Source organism: Desmospora activa DSM 45169 (genome assembly GCF_003046315.1).
Classification (GTDB): Bacteria; Bacillota; Bacilli; order Thermoactinomycetales; family DSM-45169; genus Desmospora; species Desmospora activa.
On record NZ_PZZP01000001.1, the window covers coordinates 2158986 to 2177976 of the forward strand.

The window sequence follows — 18991 nt, forward strand, 5'->3', positions numbered from 1 at the left end:
GCTATCTCTATAAAAAGGAGAATTTCTAATGCGATACGACTTTGACCAAATCGTCAATCGTAAACAAACGGCTTCCGAAAAATGGGATGGAATAGAAAAGATATTTGGTGCTCCAAATCTTCATCCAATGTGGGTAGCCGATATGGATTTTCGCTCACCCCAACCGGTCATCGAAGCGATGAAACAGCGGGTTGAACATGGAATTTTTGGCTATAACCTCAGACCCGACTCCTATTATGAAGCCATTATCGATTGGATGGCAACCAGACACCAATGGAACATTCAGAGAGACTGGATCTGTTACAGTCCCGGTGTCATGCCAGCCATTAGCTTTATTATCGCTCATTTTTCTGAACCGGGTGATTCCGTCTTGATTCAGCCCCCGGTATATCCGCCCTTTTCGCAAGTGGTAACCCGACACGGGCGTAAGCTGGTTACCAATCCACTGCGATATACCAATGGACGGTATCAAATCGATTTTGATGACCTAGAGAGAAAATTGGACAGTGGTGTAAAAATACTTCTTCTCTGCAGTCCGCACAATCCGGTCGGACGTGTTTGGACCCAGGAAGAATTGACACAGTTAGGACAGATGTGTCGAGAGCGAAATGTTCTTGTCGTTGCTGATGAAATTCACGCCGATCTTGTTTATCATCAGTCCTCCCATACCCCTTTTTCCGCCGTATCAGAGGAATTGGCGCAGCATTCCATCGTGTGTACATCCCCCACTAAAACCTTCAACTTAGCGGGGATACAGACGGCAAACATCATCATTCCTAATCCACAGTTACGAGAAAAATTTAAAGCAGCAGTTGACGATCACTTTGTGCAATTTAGCAACACCTTTGGCATGGTGGCAACGGAGAGCGCATATCGAAACGGTGCAGAATGGCTGGATCAGTGTCTCACATATGTTGAACAAAACCTCCATTTCTTGACTGCGTATCGCGAAAAACAGATTCCAGAGATCAAAGTAATCCAACCAGAAGGAACCTACTTGGTTTGGATGGATTGGCGTGATCTCGGTATGGATGCCAAAGCGTTAAAGTCGTTCATGCTGGAACAAGCCAAAGTAGCCTTGCTGACAGGAGATACATTTGGACTGGAAGGGGAAGGGTTTATGCGGCTCAATCTCGCTACCCCGCGTGCATTGTTGCAGGAAGGGTTGCAACGGATCGAAAAAGCGATCAACGTTTATCGAGCGGGGAAAGGATGATAACAAATGGTTTTTGATGATTCCTCCCTCATAATTAGAAAAGCGAATTAATCATTCACCTTGCACAAGCCACTCATGATTCCTAACGGTTCAGTCTATTAATTAATCAAAATCAAATGCCGCCTATGAAGACGGCATTTGATTTTTTCTTCGGTAAGGCGAATTCGGCTCGCTTTTTGCTCACAGGATAAGTCCCATCGCTTCCTTCATCTTAGCCAACGTTTCTGCTGTGGCAGCCCGGGCTTGTTTGGCTCCTTTTGCTAAGATATCGTCGATCTCCCCGCTTTCCATCAATTGATGATAACGCGCCTGCAACGGCTCCAATTCGGCAATTACCGCTTCGGCGGTATCCACCTTGAGATGGCCGTAACCCTTTCCTTGATACTGTTCTACCAATGTATCAATCGATTGACCACTGACGGCACTGTAGATGGACAGTAAGTTGCTCACTCCCGCTTTTTGTTCAGGATCGAATCGAATCTCTGTCCCGGAATCCGTCACCGCTCGCTTAAACTTTTTCAAAATCGACTTCGGCTCCTCCAGCAAAGCGATATAATTGGCTTCACTGGGAGCGCTTTTACTCATTTTTTTCTCAGGATTGTCCAATCCCATAATGCGGGCGGTCGCTTTCTGGATCCTCACGTCAGGAACAGTGAACACTTCCCCGTACTGGCGGTTGAACCGCTCCGCCAGATCCCGCGTTAACTCCATATGTTGCCGCTGATCCTCCCCAACCGGCACCACCTCGGTTTGGTAAAGCAAGATGTCCGCCGCCATTAGAACCGGATATGTGAACAAGCCTGAAGTGGCGCTCTCGGAATCCTTCCCCTTATCCTTAAACTGGGTCATACGGCTCAACTCCCCGATGCGAGCCACACACTGCAACAACCATGCCGCTTCCGCGTGATCGGGGTTATGGGATTGGACAAAGATAGTCGCCTTCGCGGGATCTAGCCCCGCCGCCACATAGAGACCCGCTAACTCCCGTGTCCGCCGCCGCAGTTCGGCCGGATCGCGGGGGATGGTTAACGCATGCAGATCAACAATACAGTAATAACATTCTCCCTCCTCCTGCAAGGCAATAAATTGCTTCATCGCTCCCAAATAGTTTCCCAGATGGAGCACACCGGTCGGTTGCATCCCAGAAAATACACGTGTCACCTTTTTCACATCCTTATCCTCAATAAAAAATAAAAGCCCGTCCCCAATTAGGGACGAGACTTTGCTCGCGGTACCACCCTGCTTCGCCGTTTGCTGACGGCACACTCCTAGATAACGGCCATATTCGGCCGGTCCGTTCCTTGACGTCCACCACCGCCGACGCCTTTTGGAGGGACAGCTCCGAAGCCCATTCACACAGGGGACTGATTGGCTCGCAGCTTCCACCAACTCTCTGAACAGTCCGTCCGCACTACTCTTCTTCATCATCGCTTCAGCTATAGTCAGATGTTTTCCTGACATTTTCATTCTCCATCATACCTCGTCTATTTCGTGAAAGCAATCCCGTCAATCGGTTATATTCCTGTACACCATGCTATACTGATAAAAGAAGACAAGTGATGAAAGGATAACGGATATGGGCATTCCTTTTAGCTTAAACCCTCATCTAATCACATTAGGCACCTTGTTTATGGCCGGATTATTCCTGCTCGTACGGGTACGCTCCGCCCAACGTCCCACCAACGCCATCAAAATTTTGATGCCGCCTTTGGGGATGAGTACCGGTTTTCTGATGTTTTTATATCCGCCTGCTCACATTCCGCTTCTATGGGGATTGATCGCTTTTTTGGCGGGAGCGCTTTTCTTCTCCTTGCCGCTGATATATAGCTCACGGTTTGAAGTAGTGGGACAACAAATTTATCTAAAGCGATCCAAAGCATTTATCTGGATTCTTTTCATCCTGTTGGCGATCCGGATGCTGGCCCACGAATACGTGAACCAATTGATCTCCCTGGAACAGACCGCTGGTATCTTTTTTGTACTGGCCTTTGGGATGTTGCTCCCCTGGCGCTTAGCTATGTATCGCAACTTTATCCGCCTCAAACGGGAGATGGTGCAAAAGACGGCTGAAGTGGAGTAGACGGGTTTAACGATATGATCGAAGTCAACCCTTGATGAAATTCCGTCAAGGGTTATTCTAATGATTTGGGTTTTATGAGAAATATGATATTGTGGACGGGAAAAGTCTCCGTTATGCGAATATGCAGGTTAGTTGAGCATCCAGAGTAGGAAAAATATGGTTTTTCCCCTTTCGCAAGTCTGACTATTTTTTGTTAAGAACTTGAATATGTCTGCACATGGGCTACGGGTGCTCCACAATGGATTGTTACGTAATCGTGCATCGGGTTGGCATGCACGATCAGGTTTGATTTTCCCCCTCACTCTCCCATGTTTCTTCCGATATCACCCGAATACCGTGACGGCGGAGAAGGGCGGTGGTAACACCGATCCCTTCTTTTTTCGTCCCGCTGAAAGTACCGTTATAAATCATACAACTACCGCAGGAAGGGCTTCTCTCCTTGAGAATCGCTTCTTCGGCTCCGACGGCTTCGGCCATAGCCAACGCTTCCCGTGCACCGGCTATGTATTGCTCCGTGACATCATTGCCTTGGTTATCAATCACACGCGCCTTCCCGTCAAGGACATCCTCCCCATCCCCGCCAACAATCTCCGCTGGATTGCGAGGGGTAGGCAGTCCCCCCATCTGCTCGGGACAGACCGGAATCGCCTTCCCTTCCCGCACCAGCCGTTGGATCTCCTCCACCCGCCAATGCTTTTGATCATACCGGCAAGCGATACCGGCAAAACAGCCGCTCACAATCTTCACCTTGTTCCCTTCTGATCGTTCCATTCCTACTTTCACCCCCTCAACGATGTTTGAATCTCCACTGTTTTACTCAGTTTAACGCAAAGGAAGAAGGACTCCAAATTGTTGGCCACGTGGAGCCGGGTCCCGATTTCCATATTCCCCGGCGAAAAAGGGGGGTATCCCCGTATTAGGCCTGCCAAGGATAGTCAGCATCCAAATCTGGAGTCCCCTCTGTTTAGAAGGTACTTTTGTCCCTCCCGTGCGAGAGGGTACACTATAAAAAACATTTACGGTGAACAAAAAGGATGGATACTGATGAAAGACGCCTTGATCCGACAACTTTCCGAATCACTTTTACAGATGAGCGATACCGAACGGCATCTGCTGGATTATATTGTGGCCAACATTGAACGCATCCCCCGCCTGTCCATTGTCACGTTAAGTGAAGAAGCCGCTGTTTCCACCGCCACGATTGTCCGCTTGATGAAAAAAATCGGTTATGAGGGTTATACCGAATTTAAGCATCATGTCCGCGAAAACCTGAAGGAACGGCAATCCGTCACCATCACCGCCGATATCGACACCCAGATCAAAGAGGCCGTTCATAAAAATGAGCAGGAAGTGGTCCGCACCATCCAGATGATCGATATCCGCACGGTGGAAGAGGCAATCCGACAACTGCGGAAAGCCGAGAAAATCTATGTCTTTGCCCGTGGTTTTTCAGAAATGATCGCCACAGAAATGACGGTTAAGCTACAGCTTCTCGGAAAAAACTGTGAAATCCACAATGATCCCAACATCATCAAAGTAAAAGCGCGAAAACTGGCGGAAGGGGATCTCGTCGTCTTCATCTCCCTCAGCGGCGAAACGGAGGAGTTGGTTGAGGCGGCGGGTGCCCTAAAAGTAAAAGGCATCACCACCCTGTCTTTAACCACCAAAACCACCTCCAGACTGGCCCGTTTGTCCGATATCTGTTTGTTTGGGTACAAAGGAGAACAATCCTTTTTTCCCAACTATGAAGTCCGCTCTCGCCTCCCGTTGCATGTTCTTTCCCGCATTTTGCTGGATGCCTACGTCATCCGCATGTCGGATGAATCAACCCCTTCATGAAAACCTTTTCACAAACGGTAAACACAGCCGGCTCTTCCTGTCGGATAATAAAGATAGGCAAAAACATTAGACAAAAAGGAGGGAGAGCGTGATCTACACCTGCACATTAAACCCTGCGATCGATCTGTTTGTTTCCATGGAAACCTTCCGTCCCCACACTGTCAACCGGACGGTGGAAGAAGATTACCAAGCCAACGGCAAAGGAATCAATGTCTCCTTCATTCTTAATCGGATGGGTTTCAACAATACGGCTATGGGCTTTCTCGGCGGTTTTACCGGGGAGTATATCGACCAGCAATTGCAGCTGGCCGGAATCGCGACGAATTTTATCCCAATTGACGGCATCACCCGTATCAACATCTTTATCAACGCAGAAGAAGAATACAAAATCGTCAACAAAGGACCCACCATCGCAAAAGCAGATGCGGAAAAAATGTTGGATAAAATCCGCTCCCTCCCCAAAAAGGCCACACTGGTGGTCTCCGGCAGCCTCCCGCCGGGCATGGACGAAAGCATCTATGAACAAATCGCATCCATCGCCCGCCAACGGTCAATCCGGCTCGTGTTGGATATCAGCTCTCCCCGCTTGCTGGACTGCCTTCCTTATCAACCGTATCTGGTGAAACCCAATGAAGACGAACTGGCTCAATTTTTTGGTCTTCCTTCCTTAAATGAAGCGGGCATCCAGGAGAAAGGGCGGGAGCTCCTTGAACGGGGAGCGCAACAGGTATTGGTCTCCCTGGGAGAGCGGGGATCGTTGTATCTCTCGCCGGAAACGTCGATCCGGGTTACATCCCCTCAAGGAAACGTGGTTAATACCGCCTGTTCTGGTGACGCCCTGCTGGCATCGTTTCTCGGACGCCGCATGAAGGGGGATTCTCTGATCGATGCCTTAACCTACGCCTCAGCAGCGGGAGCGTCTACCGCCTTCTCAAAGGGGCTCAGCGATTTATCTGATGTGGAAAATCTGCGTCAACAGGTTCAAGTTTCGGTTCACAGCCAATCGGAGGTGAAATTATCATGAAAAAAGTGAAAATCGTGGCCGCTACCGGTTGTCCCACCGGGATCGCCCACACTTTTATGGCGGAGGAAGCGCTAAAAAAAGCTGCCGCCAAACTGAATGTCGACATCAAAGTGGAGACCCACGGCCAGATCGGTGTGGAGAATGAGTTATCCCCAGCGGATATCCAGGAAGCCGACGGTGTAATCATCGCCGCCGATAAAAATGTAAATGCTGATCGCTTCTATGGAAAACCGACGATCGAGGTCTCGGTCACACGGGGGATTCGCGAAGCGGAACAATTGATTCAAACGATTTTGGATGGAAAAGCCAAGCCTTATCAGGGGAGTAAACCGTCCCCGTCTCAACAGGAGGAGACAACCCCGGAAAATCGTAAATGGCGCCACGCCATCTACAAGCACCTGATGAACGGTGTCTCCCATATGCTTCCCTTTGTCGTAGGGGGCGGGGTGCTGATCGCAGTCTCCTTCCTGTTTGGAATCCATTCCGCCGATCCTGAACACGAATCCTACCATCCTCTCGCTGCATTCCTCAATCAAACCGGTTCCATCGGATTCCAACTGATGGTGCCCATTCTGGCCGCCTTTATCGCGGAATCGATGGCCAAACGACCGGGGATGGTCGTCGGCTTTATCGGCGGTATGATCGCCAGTACTGGTGGTGCAGGATTCCTCGGCGGAATTGTGGCCGGTTTTGCTGCCGGTGGACTGGTCCTGCTACTGCAAAGACTTTTCCGTAGTCTGCCCCAGTCGTTGGATGGACTAAAAGCAATCTTCCTCTATCCTGTTCTGGGCATTCTACTGATCGGCGGGGTGATGACACTATTGGTGGAACCAATGACCGCCATTAATGAAGGGATGAAATCGTTCCTGAGCAATTTCCAAGGAGCCAACCCTATTTTGCTCGGTATCATTATCGGTTCCATGTGCGCGTTCGATATGGGCGGCCCTGTCAACAAAGCGGCTTATGTGACAGGAACAGCCCTGCTGGGGGAAGGGAACTTTTACTTTATGGCTGGTGTTTCTGCCGCCTGTATCACTCCACCCCTGGTCATCGCTTTTGCCACCGTATTTTTCCCGAAGCGGTTTGATAAAGAGGAGCGTAACGCCGGACTGGTCAACTTTATCCTGGGTTCCACCCACATCACAGAAGGGGCGATTCCGTTTGCAGCTAAAAACCCGATGGTCGTTCTACCCATCCTGATGGTGGCTTCCTCTGTATCTGCCGTTCTTACCTATTTGGCACAGGTACAGGTTCCCGCTCCTCACGGCGGTTTCCTGGTGCTGCCGGTGGTGACCGGTGCTCTAGTCTGGGTACTCTCCATCCTGGCCGGTTCTTTGATCGGAGCCGTTTTATACGGATGGTCCCGGGCGGGAAAGAAAACACCGGTCAATCAAGCCGATGATTCCAACGGCGCAGCTGCATAAACACTTTTTTATAGGGGGTCAAACATGCTGGTAAACACAAAAGAAATGCTAAAAGATGCACAAAAAAACGGATACGCCGTCCCCGCTTTTAACGTCCACAACCTGGAAACGGTTCAGGTAATCACGGAAACGGCCAACGCGCTCGGTTCACCGGTCATCCTGGCCGCCACTCCTGGAACCTTTCATTATGCGGGCCGGGATTTTATCCAGTCTCTTGCCGAAACGGCCGCCACCCGGTATGCCGTTCCCATCGCGCTTCATTTGGATCATCATGAACGGCTGAAAGACATCCAGGAATCCCTCCGGCTCGGTACGAAATCAGTGATGATCGACGCTTCCCATCACCCCTTTGCACAAAACGTGGACATTGTACGGGAAGTGGTAGAATGCGCCCATGCCTACGGGGCCACAGTAGAGGCGGAATTAGGCCGGTTGGGTGGACAGGAGGACGATCTGGTCGTCGATGAAGCCGACTCCTATTACACGGATCCGGCGGCTGCACAGGAATTCGTGGAGCGTACCGGCATCGACTCCCTTGCCGTCGCGATCGGTACCGCCCACGGACTTTATCAAGCAGAACCCCGGCTCGACCTGGATCGGCTGGCGGAGATTCACGACCGGGTCGATGTTCCCCTCGTCCTACACGGCGCATCCGGCATCTCTCCCGCAGAGGTACAAAAATGCATCCAACTGGGATGTTGCAAGGTGAATATCGCCACCGACCTAAAAATCCCCTTTGCCGATGCGCTAAAAAGCTACTTCCGAGAGCATCCAGAAGCTAGCGATCCGCGCAAATATATGGAGCCCGCCAAACAAGCAATGGCCGCTATCGTCGCGGAAAAAATCCGCATGTGCAAAAGCGATGGGCGTATTCCGGTTGAGGCCCAAATTTCATGAGTCTGCTTCCATTACCGGTTCGTCAACGACCGCTTTCGATTTTTTCCATTTCCTAATCCAAACATCAATCCCCCTTGGTCGCCGCCGAGGGGGATTGATGTTCTTTTATCTCCATTTTCCTAAAACAGTCGGACCATGTATCCGATGATCAATCCGACAACACTGAAGTCCGTGTCGCCAAAGGTGGTATTTTCAAAGCCGAGATCTCCCAGGACCGGCACCAATAGCGCAGGCAGAAAGCTGATCAAAAGACCGTTGGTCAGCGCTCCAAGAAAGGCTCCCCTTCTTCCCCCTGTGGCATTTCCAAAAACACCGGCAGTCGCTCCGGTAAAAAAATGGGGGACGAGACCGGGAATAATCACCGGCAAGCCCACAACAACCAGGATGCTCAGGCCGATCAAACCGCCGAGAAAACTAGCGAGAAAACCCAGTATAACGGCGGTAGGAGCAAAATTGAACATCACTGGACAATCTAGAGCCGGTTTTGCGTCGGGGACCAACTTTTCCGCAATCCCTTGGAAAGCGGGAACAATCTCAGCCAGCATCATACGAACGCCCGCCAGGATAACATACAGGCCGACGGCAAACAACAACCCTTGCATAATCGCAAACATCACATAATTCTGGTCTTTTGCAACACCTGCTGCCGCTTCAGGACCAGCCGCCAATGTTATCCCAACATATAAGACGACCATGGTAACAGCGGTGGAAATGGTGGTGTCACGAAGAAAACTCAACCCCTGGGGCAGTTTTAAATCCTCCGTCGACTTGTCTGGGTTTCCTAACCATTTTCCTACCAGACCCGCTGATATATAGCCAAAGGTACCAAAATGACCAATTGCCAAACTATCATCCCCGGTAATCCGACGAACAAAGGGTTGGGCCAACGCTGGAAGCACGACCATCAGCAACCCGAGGATCACAGAAGCGATCAAGATGGCAGAAAAGCCTTGGATTCCAGCAGCCGTCAAAACTGCGGACAGCAGACACGCCATAAAAAAAGCGTGATGACCGGTGAGGAAGATATATTTGAACGGTGTAAACCGCGCAAACAATAAATTGAAAACAAAACCCAGACTCATGATGATGGCCGTTTGCTGCCCTAGGGTTTGAACCGCCACCCCCACGATCGCTTCATTATTGGGGATTAATCCCCGAATTCCGAACCCTTGGTTCAAGATCGTTCCCAACGGGCCGAGTGACTGAACCACCACATCAGCTCCCACCCCTAGGAGGAGGAAGCCAATAATCGTTTTAAGTGTGCCGTTCAGGATGGAACGTAGGGGTTTTTTGAGTAAAACCAACCCAATCATGGCCATCATACCGGCGATTATCGCCGGTTGACTCAGGATTTCATTGACGATAAATCCCAGAAAACCCTCCATTGGTACAAGCTCCTTTGGTTGCGTATTCAGGCTTGTCGGGACTGTATGATCGTCATCATTCCGTTGCAAAAAAGGCGCCCAACGAGACCGGAAGTGAAGCGATCAAGGTGAGACTTGGAGTGAAAAACCTTTCACCCGACCATACAGTCCCCTTTCTCTTCTCTAAAAGCGGGATAGGACTTTTTCTTCAACTTCCTGCTTACTGATAAAATTGGTGATCGTCACCACCGGAATACCCAAACCCTCCAACTCTCCAGCTAGGCCTTGGGAGGTAACCACCAAATCCATACCTTTGCTCAAGGAACCGGCGGATCCAAGGTCGCAGTTTTCCACTTCCGCTTCGACCTTCTTTTCCTGCAACACTTTTTGGATATTGGACTTTAACATGAGACTACTTCCCAGACCGTTGCTGCAAACGACAAGAATTTTTTTCATGATCAACATTCCTCCTTAAGGTAAAAAGGGTTGGATCACCCTTTGTGCTTCTGGGGACGTTTTCGCTTCACGCAATCGTTCTAAACGTTGTTCATCTGACAGCAGCTCCATCAACTGCGACAATGCCGTCAAATGCATGTTGTTATCCAGGGTGGCAAACGTGATCACGACATCGACCGGGTCATTCGCCTCATGGCCGAAAGATACCCCTTCATCCAAAGTTAGAAGGCTCATACAGACCGCATTCACCCCGTCCTCGGGACGCGCGTGCAAGAGGGCGATACCAGGTGCGATCACCATATAGGCACCGTGTTCGATCATATTGCGTACAATTTGTTCCACATAGGAGCGTTCAATCATCCCCCGCTCCAGTAATGGCCGGGCACCGGTGTTCACCGCCTCTTTCCAATCACTGCAAGACTGCTGCAAACAGAGGTGTTCAGACTTTAACAACTGGTCCAACATCGGGTCGCAATCCATCCTTCCTGTTGAAAATGAGGAAACTTCGGGAGACGGCATCGAAAAATGGTTTCCCATCCACTCGGTGAGCCTCTTTTCTAAACCCTTCCGGTTCCGGATGTGGGCATGCTCGTCGATTAACGCCATAAGACGGGAAATGGGGGGAACGCGTTCCGGACGGCGTACGAAAAGCAGCTTCTCCCGCAAAATCTGGATCTCTTCCCAGGTGGGAACCGGCGAAATAAAGTGAACAGGAAGATCCGGGAAGCTGTCATCCAACGGTAAGGTACTAATTACAAAATCGACTTGGTGTCGCTCTGCCTCCTCTTTCGCCTTTGCTGCTGTTGAAACGCCTGTCCATACTACCCCGGAGAGTTCGCGACGCAGATGGGATTCCAGCAATTTGGCGGTACCCACCCCGGAGGCACAGACCAACAGGACCCTCCGCACCGTCGGTTTCGTCGCGGTAAAACGCCAGACAGCCGCCCCTATATGCATGGCGATATATCCGATTTCACTCGGTGGTACAGAATGGCCGGTCACCCGCTCTACCCAAAAGGCCGCTTTTTGCGACGCCGCGTATATACGTGGATAGCGGGAGCGAACCTCCTTTAAAAGCGGGTTCTTGATGAAGAAGCCAAAGCGAAGACGGATCAGGGCTGGTTTCAAATGGACTGACAGACCCTCCTGCAATTCCTTATCCCGTTCCAACGGCATTTGCAACATGTCGCTCACGACACGAATAATCCCATCCACCACCCGTCCAACCGATGGGTCATTCTCCCCGATCTCCGTCCGCAATACCTGAAATCGTTGGGCACCCAACAGACGAAGAGTGAGGTGAACCGTTTCAGATTCGGGAACATCGATGCAGAATCGTTCCTCTAGATGATGGGAAAGTCGCAAGGCCTCCGCATACTCAGGCAACGGTTTTACATCATCCGGTTCCTTTTTCGCTTTCTCTATCCATTTGCCCGCCTTCAACCGGACGACCATAAGGGCAAGGTAAACCGCCAGAACTTGAAGCGCACTCCCTGACAACGCTTGCACCAGCGGACTTCCCCAGCGGGAGAGGGTCTCTTCAAACTCCCTCATCATCGCCTCCGTCGGCCAACCTGAGAATGGATCGGAGCCAGACTGGAGAGGGAGGGACCGATATTCACCATCCTGTCGCATATCAGTCAATAAAACAGCCGCAGCCTGCCGCCAATGAAACTCACTTGACCGAGTGTATAAACCCCGACCCGGAATTCGTTCTACCACCACCCCGTGGACGACGAGCTGTTTCTGTACCACATCCAGATCCCTTAGAACCGTCCCCCTGGAGATATCCAACTCTCGGGCTAATTGATCCACGGTCAATCCGTCGGATTGGACCAGCAGGAACAAGGTTATCGATCGAATCCGCTCTTCTTTTGTGAGGGGCACGATCCGTGGCTCGGGAGTATCCAAATGAATTTCCGCCCGCTCCCTTTCCGAACGTCCCCCACGCAGAATCACCCCTCGCCGCGGTCTGCGTTCCAACTCCAACCCCCATTCCCCAAACCAACCCTCCAACAATTTCAGATCATAACGAATCGTCCGCGGGCTGACGCGAAATCCAGCTGAGAGCGCTGCCACCGTCTCAAATTCCTCCCGCGCCAACAAATGGAGCGCAAGAAAACGTTGTCTGGAAGTTAACGAGGCAACCATAGGCCACTACTCCTGCAAAATGGGATGTTCTTCTTTCCTCTTCAGTTTATCTCCCTACAACTCAAACGTCATTTGCAAATTGATTCCGCTTTCAATGTGGCAGTTTTGTATGAATAAAAGACCGAGCGTTATGCCCGGTCGTAACGTGATACCTATTTATGCACGGATAGCACTCCTTATTCTATCGCAGCAATTTTAAAGACTCTTGTTGGAAGCCGGTGTTCCCGCTATTTCCAAGGAGAGAAGAAGTCGCTCAACCGCCAGCACCTTATCGATGCGGCCGGATTTAATATCATGGTCTGCCGCAATCGACCGTTCCAACAAAGTGCGTAAGGCTTCTTCGGAAAAGGAGCGCCCTTGTTGCAACGCCAATTTTACGGGATAGGGGTGAGCCCCGAGCAGAGAAGCGATCTCTCGCTCCCCTTTTCCTTGACTTGCCAGCACTTTTACCTGTAAGAGGAGACGAAACTGGCGGATGACCAAAGCCAGGATGCGAATCGGCTCCTCGCGGTTGGCCAGAAGATCGTAGAAAATGGCCAAAGCCTCTCCCGTTCGACGCTGGGCCACACGATTGGTCAGTTGAAACACATCCTGTTCCAACGTGCGTGGAACCAACTCTTTCACTCCGGAAGGTGTGAGTGTCCCCCCAGCTCCTACATAGGTGGAGAGCTTACGAATCTCCGCATCAAGCAAACGCAGATCAGAACCCACATGTTGGATTAAGGTGTGTGCCGCTTGCGGATGGGGGAGCAAATCTGCCTGGCGGATCCGCTTATTCACCCATCGCTCCAAATCTTTAGCCTCCAATGGGGGAAAGGCAGCGATTCGAGCCGTTTTTTTTAACTCTTTTACCAGCTTTTTGCGACTATCCAGCTTTTCCGCTTCCACCGTCAGGATCAGGACATTTTCCTCCACCGGCGCTTGTGTATACCGCAAAAGCTCTTCCACCTGGTGATCCACTTTACCCTTATTGGTGGCACCGGTTAAAAACCAGGCGTGTTTGGCAACAACCACACGCGCCTCCGCAAAAAAAGAAGCGGTTTCCACTTCTCGGACCACATCTTGTATCGCGGTTTCCTCCAGATCCATTACCGTGTGGCTCCACTCATTCCCATCACCGGAGGAGATCCGTTCTTGTATCCAGCGACAGGTTTCCTCAATCAGATAAGACTCCTTCCCATAAAAGAGATAGAGAGGTGCGATCGTTCCTTGCTTTAATTCCTGCGCCAACTGTTGATCCATCTCAATCCCTCTCCTTTTCCGTTGAAAGGGGCTGATCGCTCTCCCTTCGTTTCTTCACATCAATCCATCGCTGTTCTTCCCGCCCCTGCCACTCCAGCTGGAGATAGAGGATATCGTCTTCCTCCCAGGTAAAACTCACCTGGGCATTAGCCTGCCAAGGCTTGCTTTCATACACTTCGTTCCCTTTTTTGTCGGTGATTCGGATCTGTTCACCCTCTTGGTTGGCAATCCAGGAGCCCTCAGGGGACGGTAATTCTTGTTCCCGCTCTCTTTCCTGCTCCCTGCTCAGGATGCCAATCCCGCTCTTTTCATCCGCAGGTGGAGCAATTTCCTCCTTCTGCTCCTGCTGAACAGGTCTACTGGTAGAAGTGGTGGAAGGGGTACCACCCGGTCCCCACCACCAGACCAGGAGCAGGGCTGCCGCCAAACCACCCATTCCCCAGGAAAAGTGCCGAATCCATGGTACGCGTGGTCGCGGGGAGGCCGCTTCCCGGCTCCATTCTTCTTCCAACCGCTCGACTAAGGAGACAGGAGGGGATACCGGTGGAAGCGATGTTAGCCGCTGTTGCAACGATTTCCACTCTGCCCACCGACGCGCACAAACGGCACATCCCGCAATATGTCGCTGTAACGCTTGTTGCTGTTCCGGTTGCAAATCGCCGTCCAGATCACGCTGCATCCATTCTTCCGCTTGTTTACACCTCATGGGACACCCCTCCTTCCCGATAATCGGACAGCCATTCCATCAATTTTTTCCGCCCTCGGAACAGATGGGATTTCACCGTATTAACCGGTAACTCCAATGTATCCGCAATCTCCTGATAAGAAAAATCCTGTATATGACGCAACAAAACGACAGAGCGCTGCGGTTCCGGCAATCGTCGGATCGCTTCACGAACATCCGTGTAGATCGCGGATCGCTCGACCGGACTGCCGCCATTGATGCGATCCTCTTGCAGCGATAAAACGTCTTTTCTGCGCCTAGCGGCATCAATCGCCGTATTGACGGCAATTCGCTGGGCCCAGGTACGGATATCCGCATCTCCGCGAAAGGTATTAAGCTTGCGGTAAATACGTAATAACGCCTCTTGTGCTGCATCCATCGCATCTTGTTCATGGCCTAAAGTATAGTAAGCCGTCCGGTAAATGGGGGTTTCCAATTCCCTCAGCAGTGCCACCACCGCTTCCCGATCCCCCGCTTGAGCGCGCCGGACGCACTCTCTGTCGACCACACCCATCCCTCCTGTATATTGGACGCATCGCAAACCGGCAAAGTTGCAGTCGATCCTCGTTTGTCTTGATTGTAACATGAAGACTGAGGGCTGCGTGTCTTTTGAAAAGCTCAGATAGGGATTATTGGATCGAATGAATGTGATCCCCCTCTTTGGCTCGCTATCCTGTTGATTACTTACCCATACATCGTTGTAAAATGGTTTTTTGATTCCGTTTGCAATTAATCCGCACCTTTGCTACGATGGTGTTATCTATAAATGGGAGGAGTTTTCCTGTATGTTTTGGATGGCAGCCATGGCGTACTTTATTCGCCTACGTTTCCGTTTTGCTTTGAGCCGCTAACTAAATAGCGCTTTAAGGCTCTGCCTGTGTGCAGAGTAAACGGGATTGGTCTGCCTATTTACAGGAAAACCCTGATACAACACTTGCAGTGGAACAGGGGGCAAATCTGCCCTCTTTTTGCTGTGGAAATATCTAAGGCTGGATTTGTGCTGGAGATAAGGGATTTATCTGAATTCGTCGGGCGAAAAGACATCTTGTTTGTTTGTCGGCATAAACAAGAACAAACATTCGAGTGGTGGTTTGTTTATCCCTCATCCGTTTACTCAGCCACAGGCAGATGCCTGTGGTTTTTTGCATTTCAACTTAATCAATGAGTACCGGAGGATAAATAATGAACAAACAGGATAAACGCCATCGGCGGATACGGAAATTTCGACAGGGAACCAACTTTCCCGGCCAGCATCTGATGCACAACAAACGTTTGCTCAATCAATTGGTGGAAATGGCCCAAATTCAACCGGATGAGACTGTCGTCGATATCGGAGCAGGCATGGGAGCATTGACCTTGCCGCTGGCAGACATCGCAGAGCGCGTCCTCGCCGTGGAGAACGATCCCATATTGGCAGAAAAGCTACAACAGAAAGTGAAACAGGACTCCAAAACCAATATCAAAATCATCCAGCGAGATTTTTTACAAATCCATCTTCCACAGTCTCCCTATTGTGTGGTCGCCAATATTCCGTATTCCATCACCACTCCGATCCTGGGAAAACTGCTGGATCTACCTACAAGCCCCTTTCAACGGGCGGTGATCGTCATGGAAAAAGGAGCGGCCAAACGCTTTACCACCGTTGCAATTACAAACCCACGCATATTGAAGTGGCGTATGTGGTTTGATTTAAAGATGGGGCAGACGATATCCCCTGATCAATTTTCACCGCCACCTCGGGTTGATTCAGCCGTATTAACCGTGTGTCGAAAAAAGAAGCCGCTGGTTTCCCCTCGACATCATTCCCGCTTTATAGCTCTAGCCTCCCAGGGACTAAGGCATGCGCAATCTCCCATTTCCGTCGGTTTGCGAGACATTTTTACTCCACCGCAAATCAACCATCTGGCCAAAGAGCTGGGATTAAACCGGGATACGCAGATCGGTCGCTTGAATGAGGAGCAGTGGGGACTTGTTTTTCATACCATGCTCCAGCATGTGCCTTCATTTCGTTGGCCGCGATACAAGAGGAAGGATAGTTAAATCATTAAGCCGAAACAACAAAAACCCGCGAAATCCTTGAAGGGGATTTCGTGGGTTTTTTCTTATAAACGTGTAGAAGTTGTCGCCTAAAAACCCATCATTTATTCGTATTCCACCATCGTTTCCACCCGCCAACCCGTTTCATCCAAAATAAAAGTAACGGCTCCATCACGGTCGGTCCGCCAAAGTTGTACACCGTGATTTCCCAGACGCTCCACTACTTCCGGGGATGGATGGCCGTACCGATTGTTGCGACCGGCGGAGATGACGGCCATCTGAGGACGGGTTTGTTCCAGCCATTCCTCCGCTGTTGAGGTGCGGCTGCCATGGTGTGCCACTTTCATCAGATCCAGGGGCGGCAGATCCCATTGGCGTAATAGCTGGCGCTCCGCCTCCTCTTCAATATCACCAGTCAGTAGAATCCGCTGCTGAAACGCCGTCAACAAAAACACAACGGAATCATTGTTTGGTTCCGTTCCCAATGTTTCCCCCGGGTGTAGAAATTGCCAACGGATTCCCGGCTCCAGCTCCCATTCTGCTCCCGTTTGCGGTACCAATACCTCGGCACCGCGGGCATACAACAGCTCCATCAACTCTGCTTCCATATCACTCTGTGGCGGATGATGATTACGAATCACCCGTTCTACCGGATAACGACGGGCCACCGCGCGCAAGCCGCCGATATGATCGGCGTCACCGTGGGACAGAACCATCTCGTCAATACGGCGAATGCCGCGATACTGCAGATAGCGAACCACCACATCCCGCCCCACTTCATAATCCCGTCGGGGCTGCTGCCATTCTTCCTGGAAAAAAGGAAGGTTTCCTCCGCCATCCACCACCAGCACGCGATTTGCCGGGGTTTCAATCACAACGCAATCCCCCTGGCCCACATCGAGAAACGTGATACGCAATTCTGCATTTGCCCATCCTGCCGGTAACCATGCCCACCAAGCGAGCACCAACGACATCACCAACGCTCCCGGCAACAGCCTGCGTCGCAGAAGCGGCCCCCCGGTAAATCCCATGAGCAACCCGGCACCGGTAACAGCATAAGCGGCAATCCAGCCCCAGGAGGGCGGAGAGACAATCAACCGTCCGACGTTCCAAGCGGCTATGTGATGAACCACAGCAACCACCTGTTCCAATACCCAAGAAGAAAATAGTGCCGGCAACCATGCCAACCCCTCATGGACCAGTGAGAGTAGAAGCGCCAAAAAAGCCACCGGAATCACGGCGATGGAAACCACCGGTACGACCGCTAGATTAAGCAGTCCCGACAGTAGGGAAATTTCACGAAAATGGTGCAATATGAGGGGGAGCGAAGCCCATTGGGCCGTGAGAGTAACAGCGAGCAATTGGTTAAATCGCGGCCACGGAAACGGAAAAACGTGGGCCAACGGGCGCACGGCAATCAACAACGCTGCTGTTACGGTAAAGGAGAGCTGAAACCCAACCTCAAACAACGCATATGGGTTCCATATCAGCATCGCCACCAATGCCACCGCCAAAAAGGAAAGGCTATCCGAAAAGCGGCGCAACATCAACGCCAACAAAGCGAGTATCCCCATCATTCCCGCCCGTACCACTGGCACTCCGGCCCCGGTCAGCAACACATAGATCGGGATAGCCAGCATGGTTACCGCTGCCGCACGTTCCCGTCTCATCCCACTCCACTGTAATCCACCAAATAAACATCCGACAAAAATACCCACATGTAAACCGGAGATCGCCAACAGATGGATCAACCCTAGTAGAGCAAAATCCTCTTCCACCTGTGGTGGCACTTCTTTTCTTTCCCCCAGCAACATCCCTCGTATCATCCCCGCCGTCGTCTCTGGATAGATCACCTCCAACCGCTCTCCCAAAAACGAGCGCAATGAATCTACCCCGCTGCGCCAGGAGGTGGAATCATCCACCACCTCCATCGCATCCACTTCAGCAATCCAATGAATCCCACGATGATAAAGATAAGTACGATAATCAAAAGCCCCCGGATTACGGGCGGGTTCCGGAGATTGTAGACGAGCGGAGAAACGGAGAATCTGACCCCGTTTTAACTTAATCGTCGCTTGTTTCTGTTCGTGTTGATAAAACTGTTTTTGTACCAACAGCCGCTCATCCACGTCAATGGTACGGCCAGCTGTATCCTCGATCTGTTTCACCTGTACTATCCACCGTCCGCGATCCCCGTCCACTTCCGGTGGAGACACTACTATTCCCTCCAGCCTCCATGTCTCTCCCCCCTGCACCGATCCGCTCGGTATATCCGTATAATTGCGTGCTTCTGTCCACATCAAATGAGCGGCACCCATACAGAGTCCAATCATGAGCAATACAGCGGCCCAACCCCGTCCTGTATAGTAAATCCATCCGACTCCCACCAACAGACACACCACAGTGGCAACCAACCACCACCTTGCATCCACAGTGGTTTGAGTGGCGATAAGAATTCCAGCGATCCACCCCACCCCCATCGCCACAAAGGGACGCCCTTGCAGCATATCCCCCCTCCTTTCCATCGACCTCTTTCG

Annotated in this window: 16 protein-coding genes and 1 other annotated feature; of the genes, 7 read left to right on the top strand and 9 right to left on the bottom strand. The window is 51.1% G+C overall.

All coding sequences use genetic code 11. The features are described 5' to 3' along the window. Positions 1–28: 28 nt before the first annotated feature. On the top strand, positions 29–1216 hold the full coding sequence (locus tag C8J48_RS10495; RefSeq protein ID WP_107726579.1) for a MalY/PatB family protein: 1188 nt from the start codon (positions 29–31) through the stop codon (positions 1214–1216). A gap of 180 nt (positions 1217–1396) precedes the next feature. Here the strand turns inward: C8J48_RS10495 and trpS are convergent, their stop codons facing one another. Next, complete coding sequence (gene trpS, locus C8J48_RS10500) at positions 1397–2377, bottom strand: tryptophan--tRNA ligase (RefSeq protein ID WP_107727699.1); 981 nt, start codon at positions 2375–2377, stop codon at positions 1397–1399. Positions 2378–2423: 46 nt separating this feature from the next. Continuing rightward, positions 2424–2653, bottom strand: a binding site (T-box leader). Positions 2654–2792: 139 nt separating this feature from the next. On the opposite strand from trpS, the gene C8J48_RS10505 reads away from it, so the two are divergent. After that, positions 2793–3296, top strand: a complete 504-nt coding sequence (locus C8J48_RS10505) for a CcdC family protein (protein WP_107726581.1) — start codon at positions 2793–2795, stop codon at positions 3294–3296. 279 nt (positions 3297–3575) lie between these two features. On the opposite strand, the gene C8J48_RS10510 is transcribed toward C8J48_RS10505, so the two are convergent. After that, positions 3576–4043 (bottom strand): 2-thiouracil desulfurase family protein, encoded by a 468-nt coding sequence (locus tag C8J48_RS10510; RefSeq protein ID WP_107727700.1) that lies wholly within the window; start codon positions 4041–4043, stop codon positions 3576–3578. Between the two features lie 297 nt (positions 4044–4340). Between C8J48_RS10510 and C8J48_RS10515 the strand changes: the two genes are divergently transcribed. The 4 genes from C8J48_RS10515 (at position 4341) to C8J48_RS10530 (ending at position 8480) form a co-directional block, all read left to right on the top strand. After that, positions 4341–5135 (top strand): MurR/RpiR family transcriptional regulator, encoded by a 795-nt coding sequence (locus tag C8J48_RS10515; protein ID WP_107726582.1) that lies wholly within the window; start codon positions 4341–4343, stop codon positions 5133–5135. Between the two features lie 88 nt (positions 5136–5223). Beyond that, positions 5224–6159 carry a 1-phosphofructokinase gene (gene pfkB / locus C8J48_RS10520; RefSeq protein WP_107726584.1) on the top strand — a complete coding sequence of 312 codons (936 nt, stop codon included), beginning with the start codon at positions 5224–5226 and terminating at the stop codon, positions 6157–6159. Next, positions 6156–7583 (top strand): PTS fructose transporter subunit IIC, encoded by a 1428-nt coding sequence (locus C8J48_RS10525; protein ID WP_107726586.1) that lies wholly within the window; start codon positions 6156–6158, stop codon positions 7581–7583. The genes pfkB and C8J48_RS10525 overlap by 4 nt, the downstream gene beginning before the upstream one ends. Before the next feature lie 24 nt (positions 7584–7607). Further along, the gene (locus C8J48_RS10530) at positions 7608–8480 is read left to right on the top strand and encodes a tagatose bisphosphate family class II aldolase (RefSeq protein ID WP_107726588.1); all 873 of its coding nucleotides are present in this window, start codon (positions 7608–7610) and stop codon (positions 8478–8480) included. Between the two features lie 119 nt (positions 8481–8599). Here the strand turns inward: C8J48_RS10530 and C8J48_RS10535 are convergent, their stop codons facing one another. From C8J48_RS10535 to C8J48_RS10560, 6 genes are all read right to left on the bottom strand, one after another. Beyond that, on the bottom strand, positions 8600–9865 hold the full coding sequence (locus C8J48_RS10535) for a PTS ascorbate transporter subunit IIC (RefSeq protein ID WP_107726589.1): 1266 nt from the start codon (positions 9863–9865) through the stop codon (positions 8600–8602). Between the two features lie 162 nt (positions 9866–10027). Further along, a complete protein-coding gene (locus C8J48_RS10540) occupies positions 10028–10300 on the bottom strand; it encodes a PTS sugar transporter subunit IIB (protein ID WP_170105370.1) in 273 nt (90 codons plus the stop codon). Positions 10301–10315: 15 nt separating this feature from the next. Continuing rightward, positions 10316–12451: a BglG family transcription antiterminator gene (locus C8J48_RS10545; RefSeq protein ID WP_107726593.1), complete on the bottom strand. Its 2136-nt coding sequence runs from the start codon at positions 12449–12451 to the stop codon at positions 10316–10318. A 195-nt stretch (positions 12452–12646) separates the two neighbouring features. Then, positions 12647–13693 (bottom strand): DNA polymerase III subunit delta, encoded by a 1047-nt coding sequence (holA, locus tag C8J48_RS10550; protein ID WP_107726595.1) that lies wholly within the window; start codon positions 13691–13693, stop codon positions 12647–12649. A gap of 1 nt (position 13694) precedes the next feature. Further along, positions 13695–14399: an anti-sigma factor family protein gene (locus C8J48_RS10555; RefSeq protein WP_107726596.1), complete on the bottom strand. Its 705-nt coding sequence runs from the start codon at positions 14397–14399 to the stop codon at positions 13695–13697. Further along, positions 14389–14925: an RNA polymerase sigma factor gene (locus C8J48_RS10560; protein ID WP_107726598.1), complete on the bottom strand. Its 537-nt coding sequence runs from the start codon at positions 14923–14925 to the stop codon at positions 14389–14391. Before C8J48_RS10560 ends, C8J48_RS10555 begins: the two co-directional genes overlap by 11 nt. A gap of 674 nt (positions 14926–15599) precedes the next feature. Here C8J48_RS10560 and erm point away from each other — a divergent pair. Continuing rightward, positions 15600–16457, top strand: coding sequence for a 23S ribosomal RNA methyltransferase Erm (gene erm, locus C8J48_RS10565; protein WP_107726600.1), 858 nt, complete (start codon positions 15600–15602; stop codon positions 16455–16457). Between the two features lie 101 nt (positions 16458–16558). Here erm and C8J48_RS10570 read toward each other — a convergent pair whose 3' ends face one another. Next, positions 16559–18961, bottom strand: coding sequence for a DNA internalization-related competence protein ComEC/Rec2 (locus tag C8J48_RS10570; protein ID WP_170105372.1), 2403 nt, complete (start codon positions 18959–18961; stop codon positions 16559–16561). Between the last annotated feature and the right edge of the window lie 30 nt (positions 18962–18991).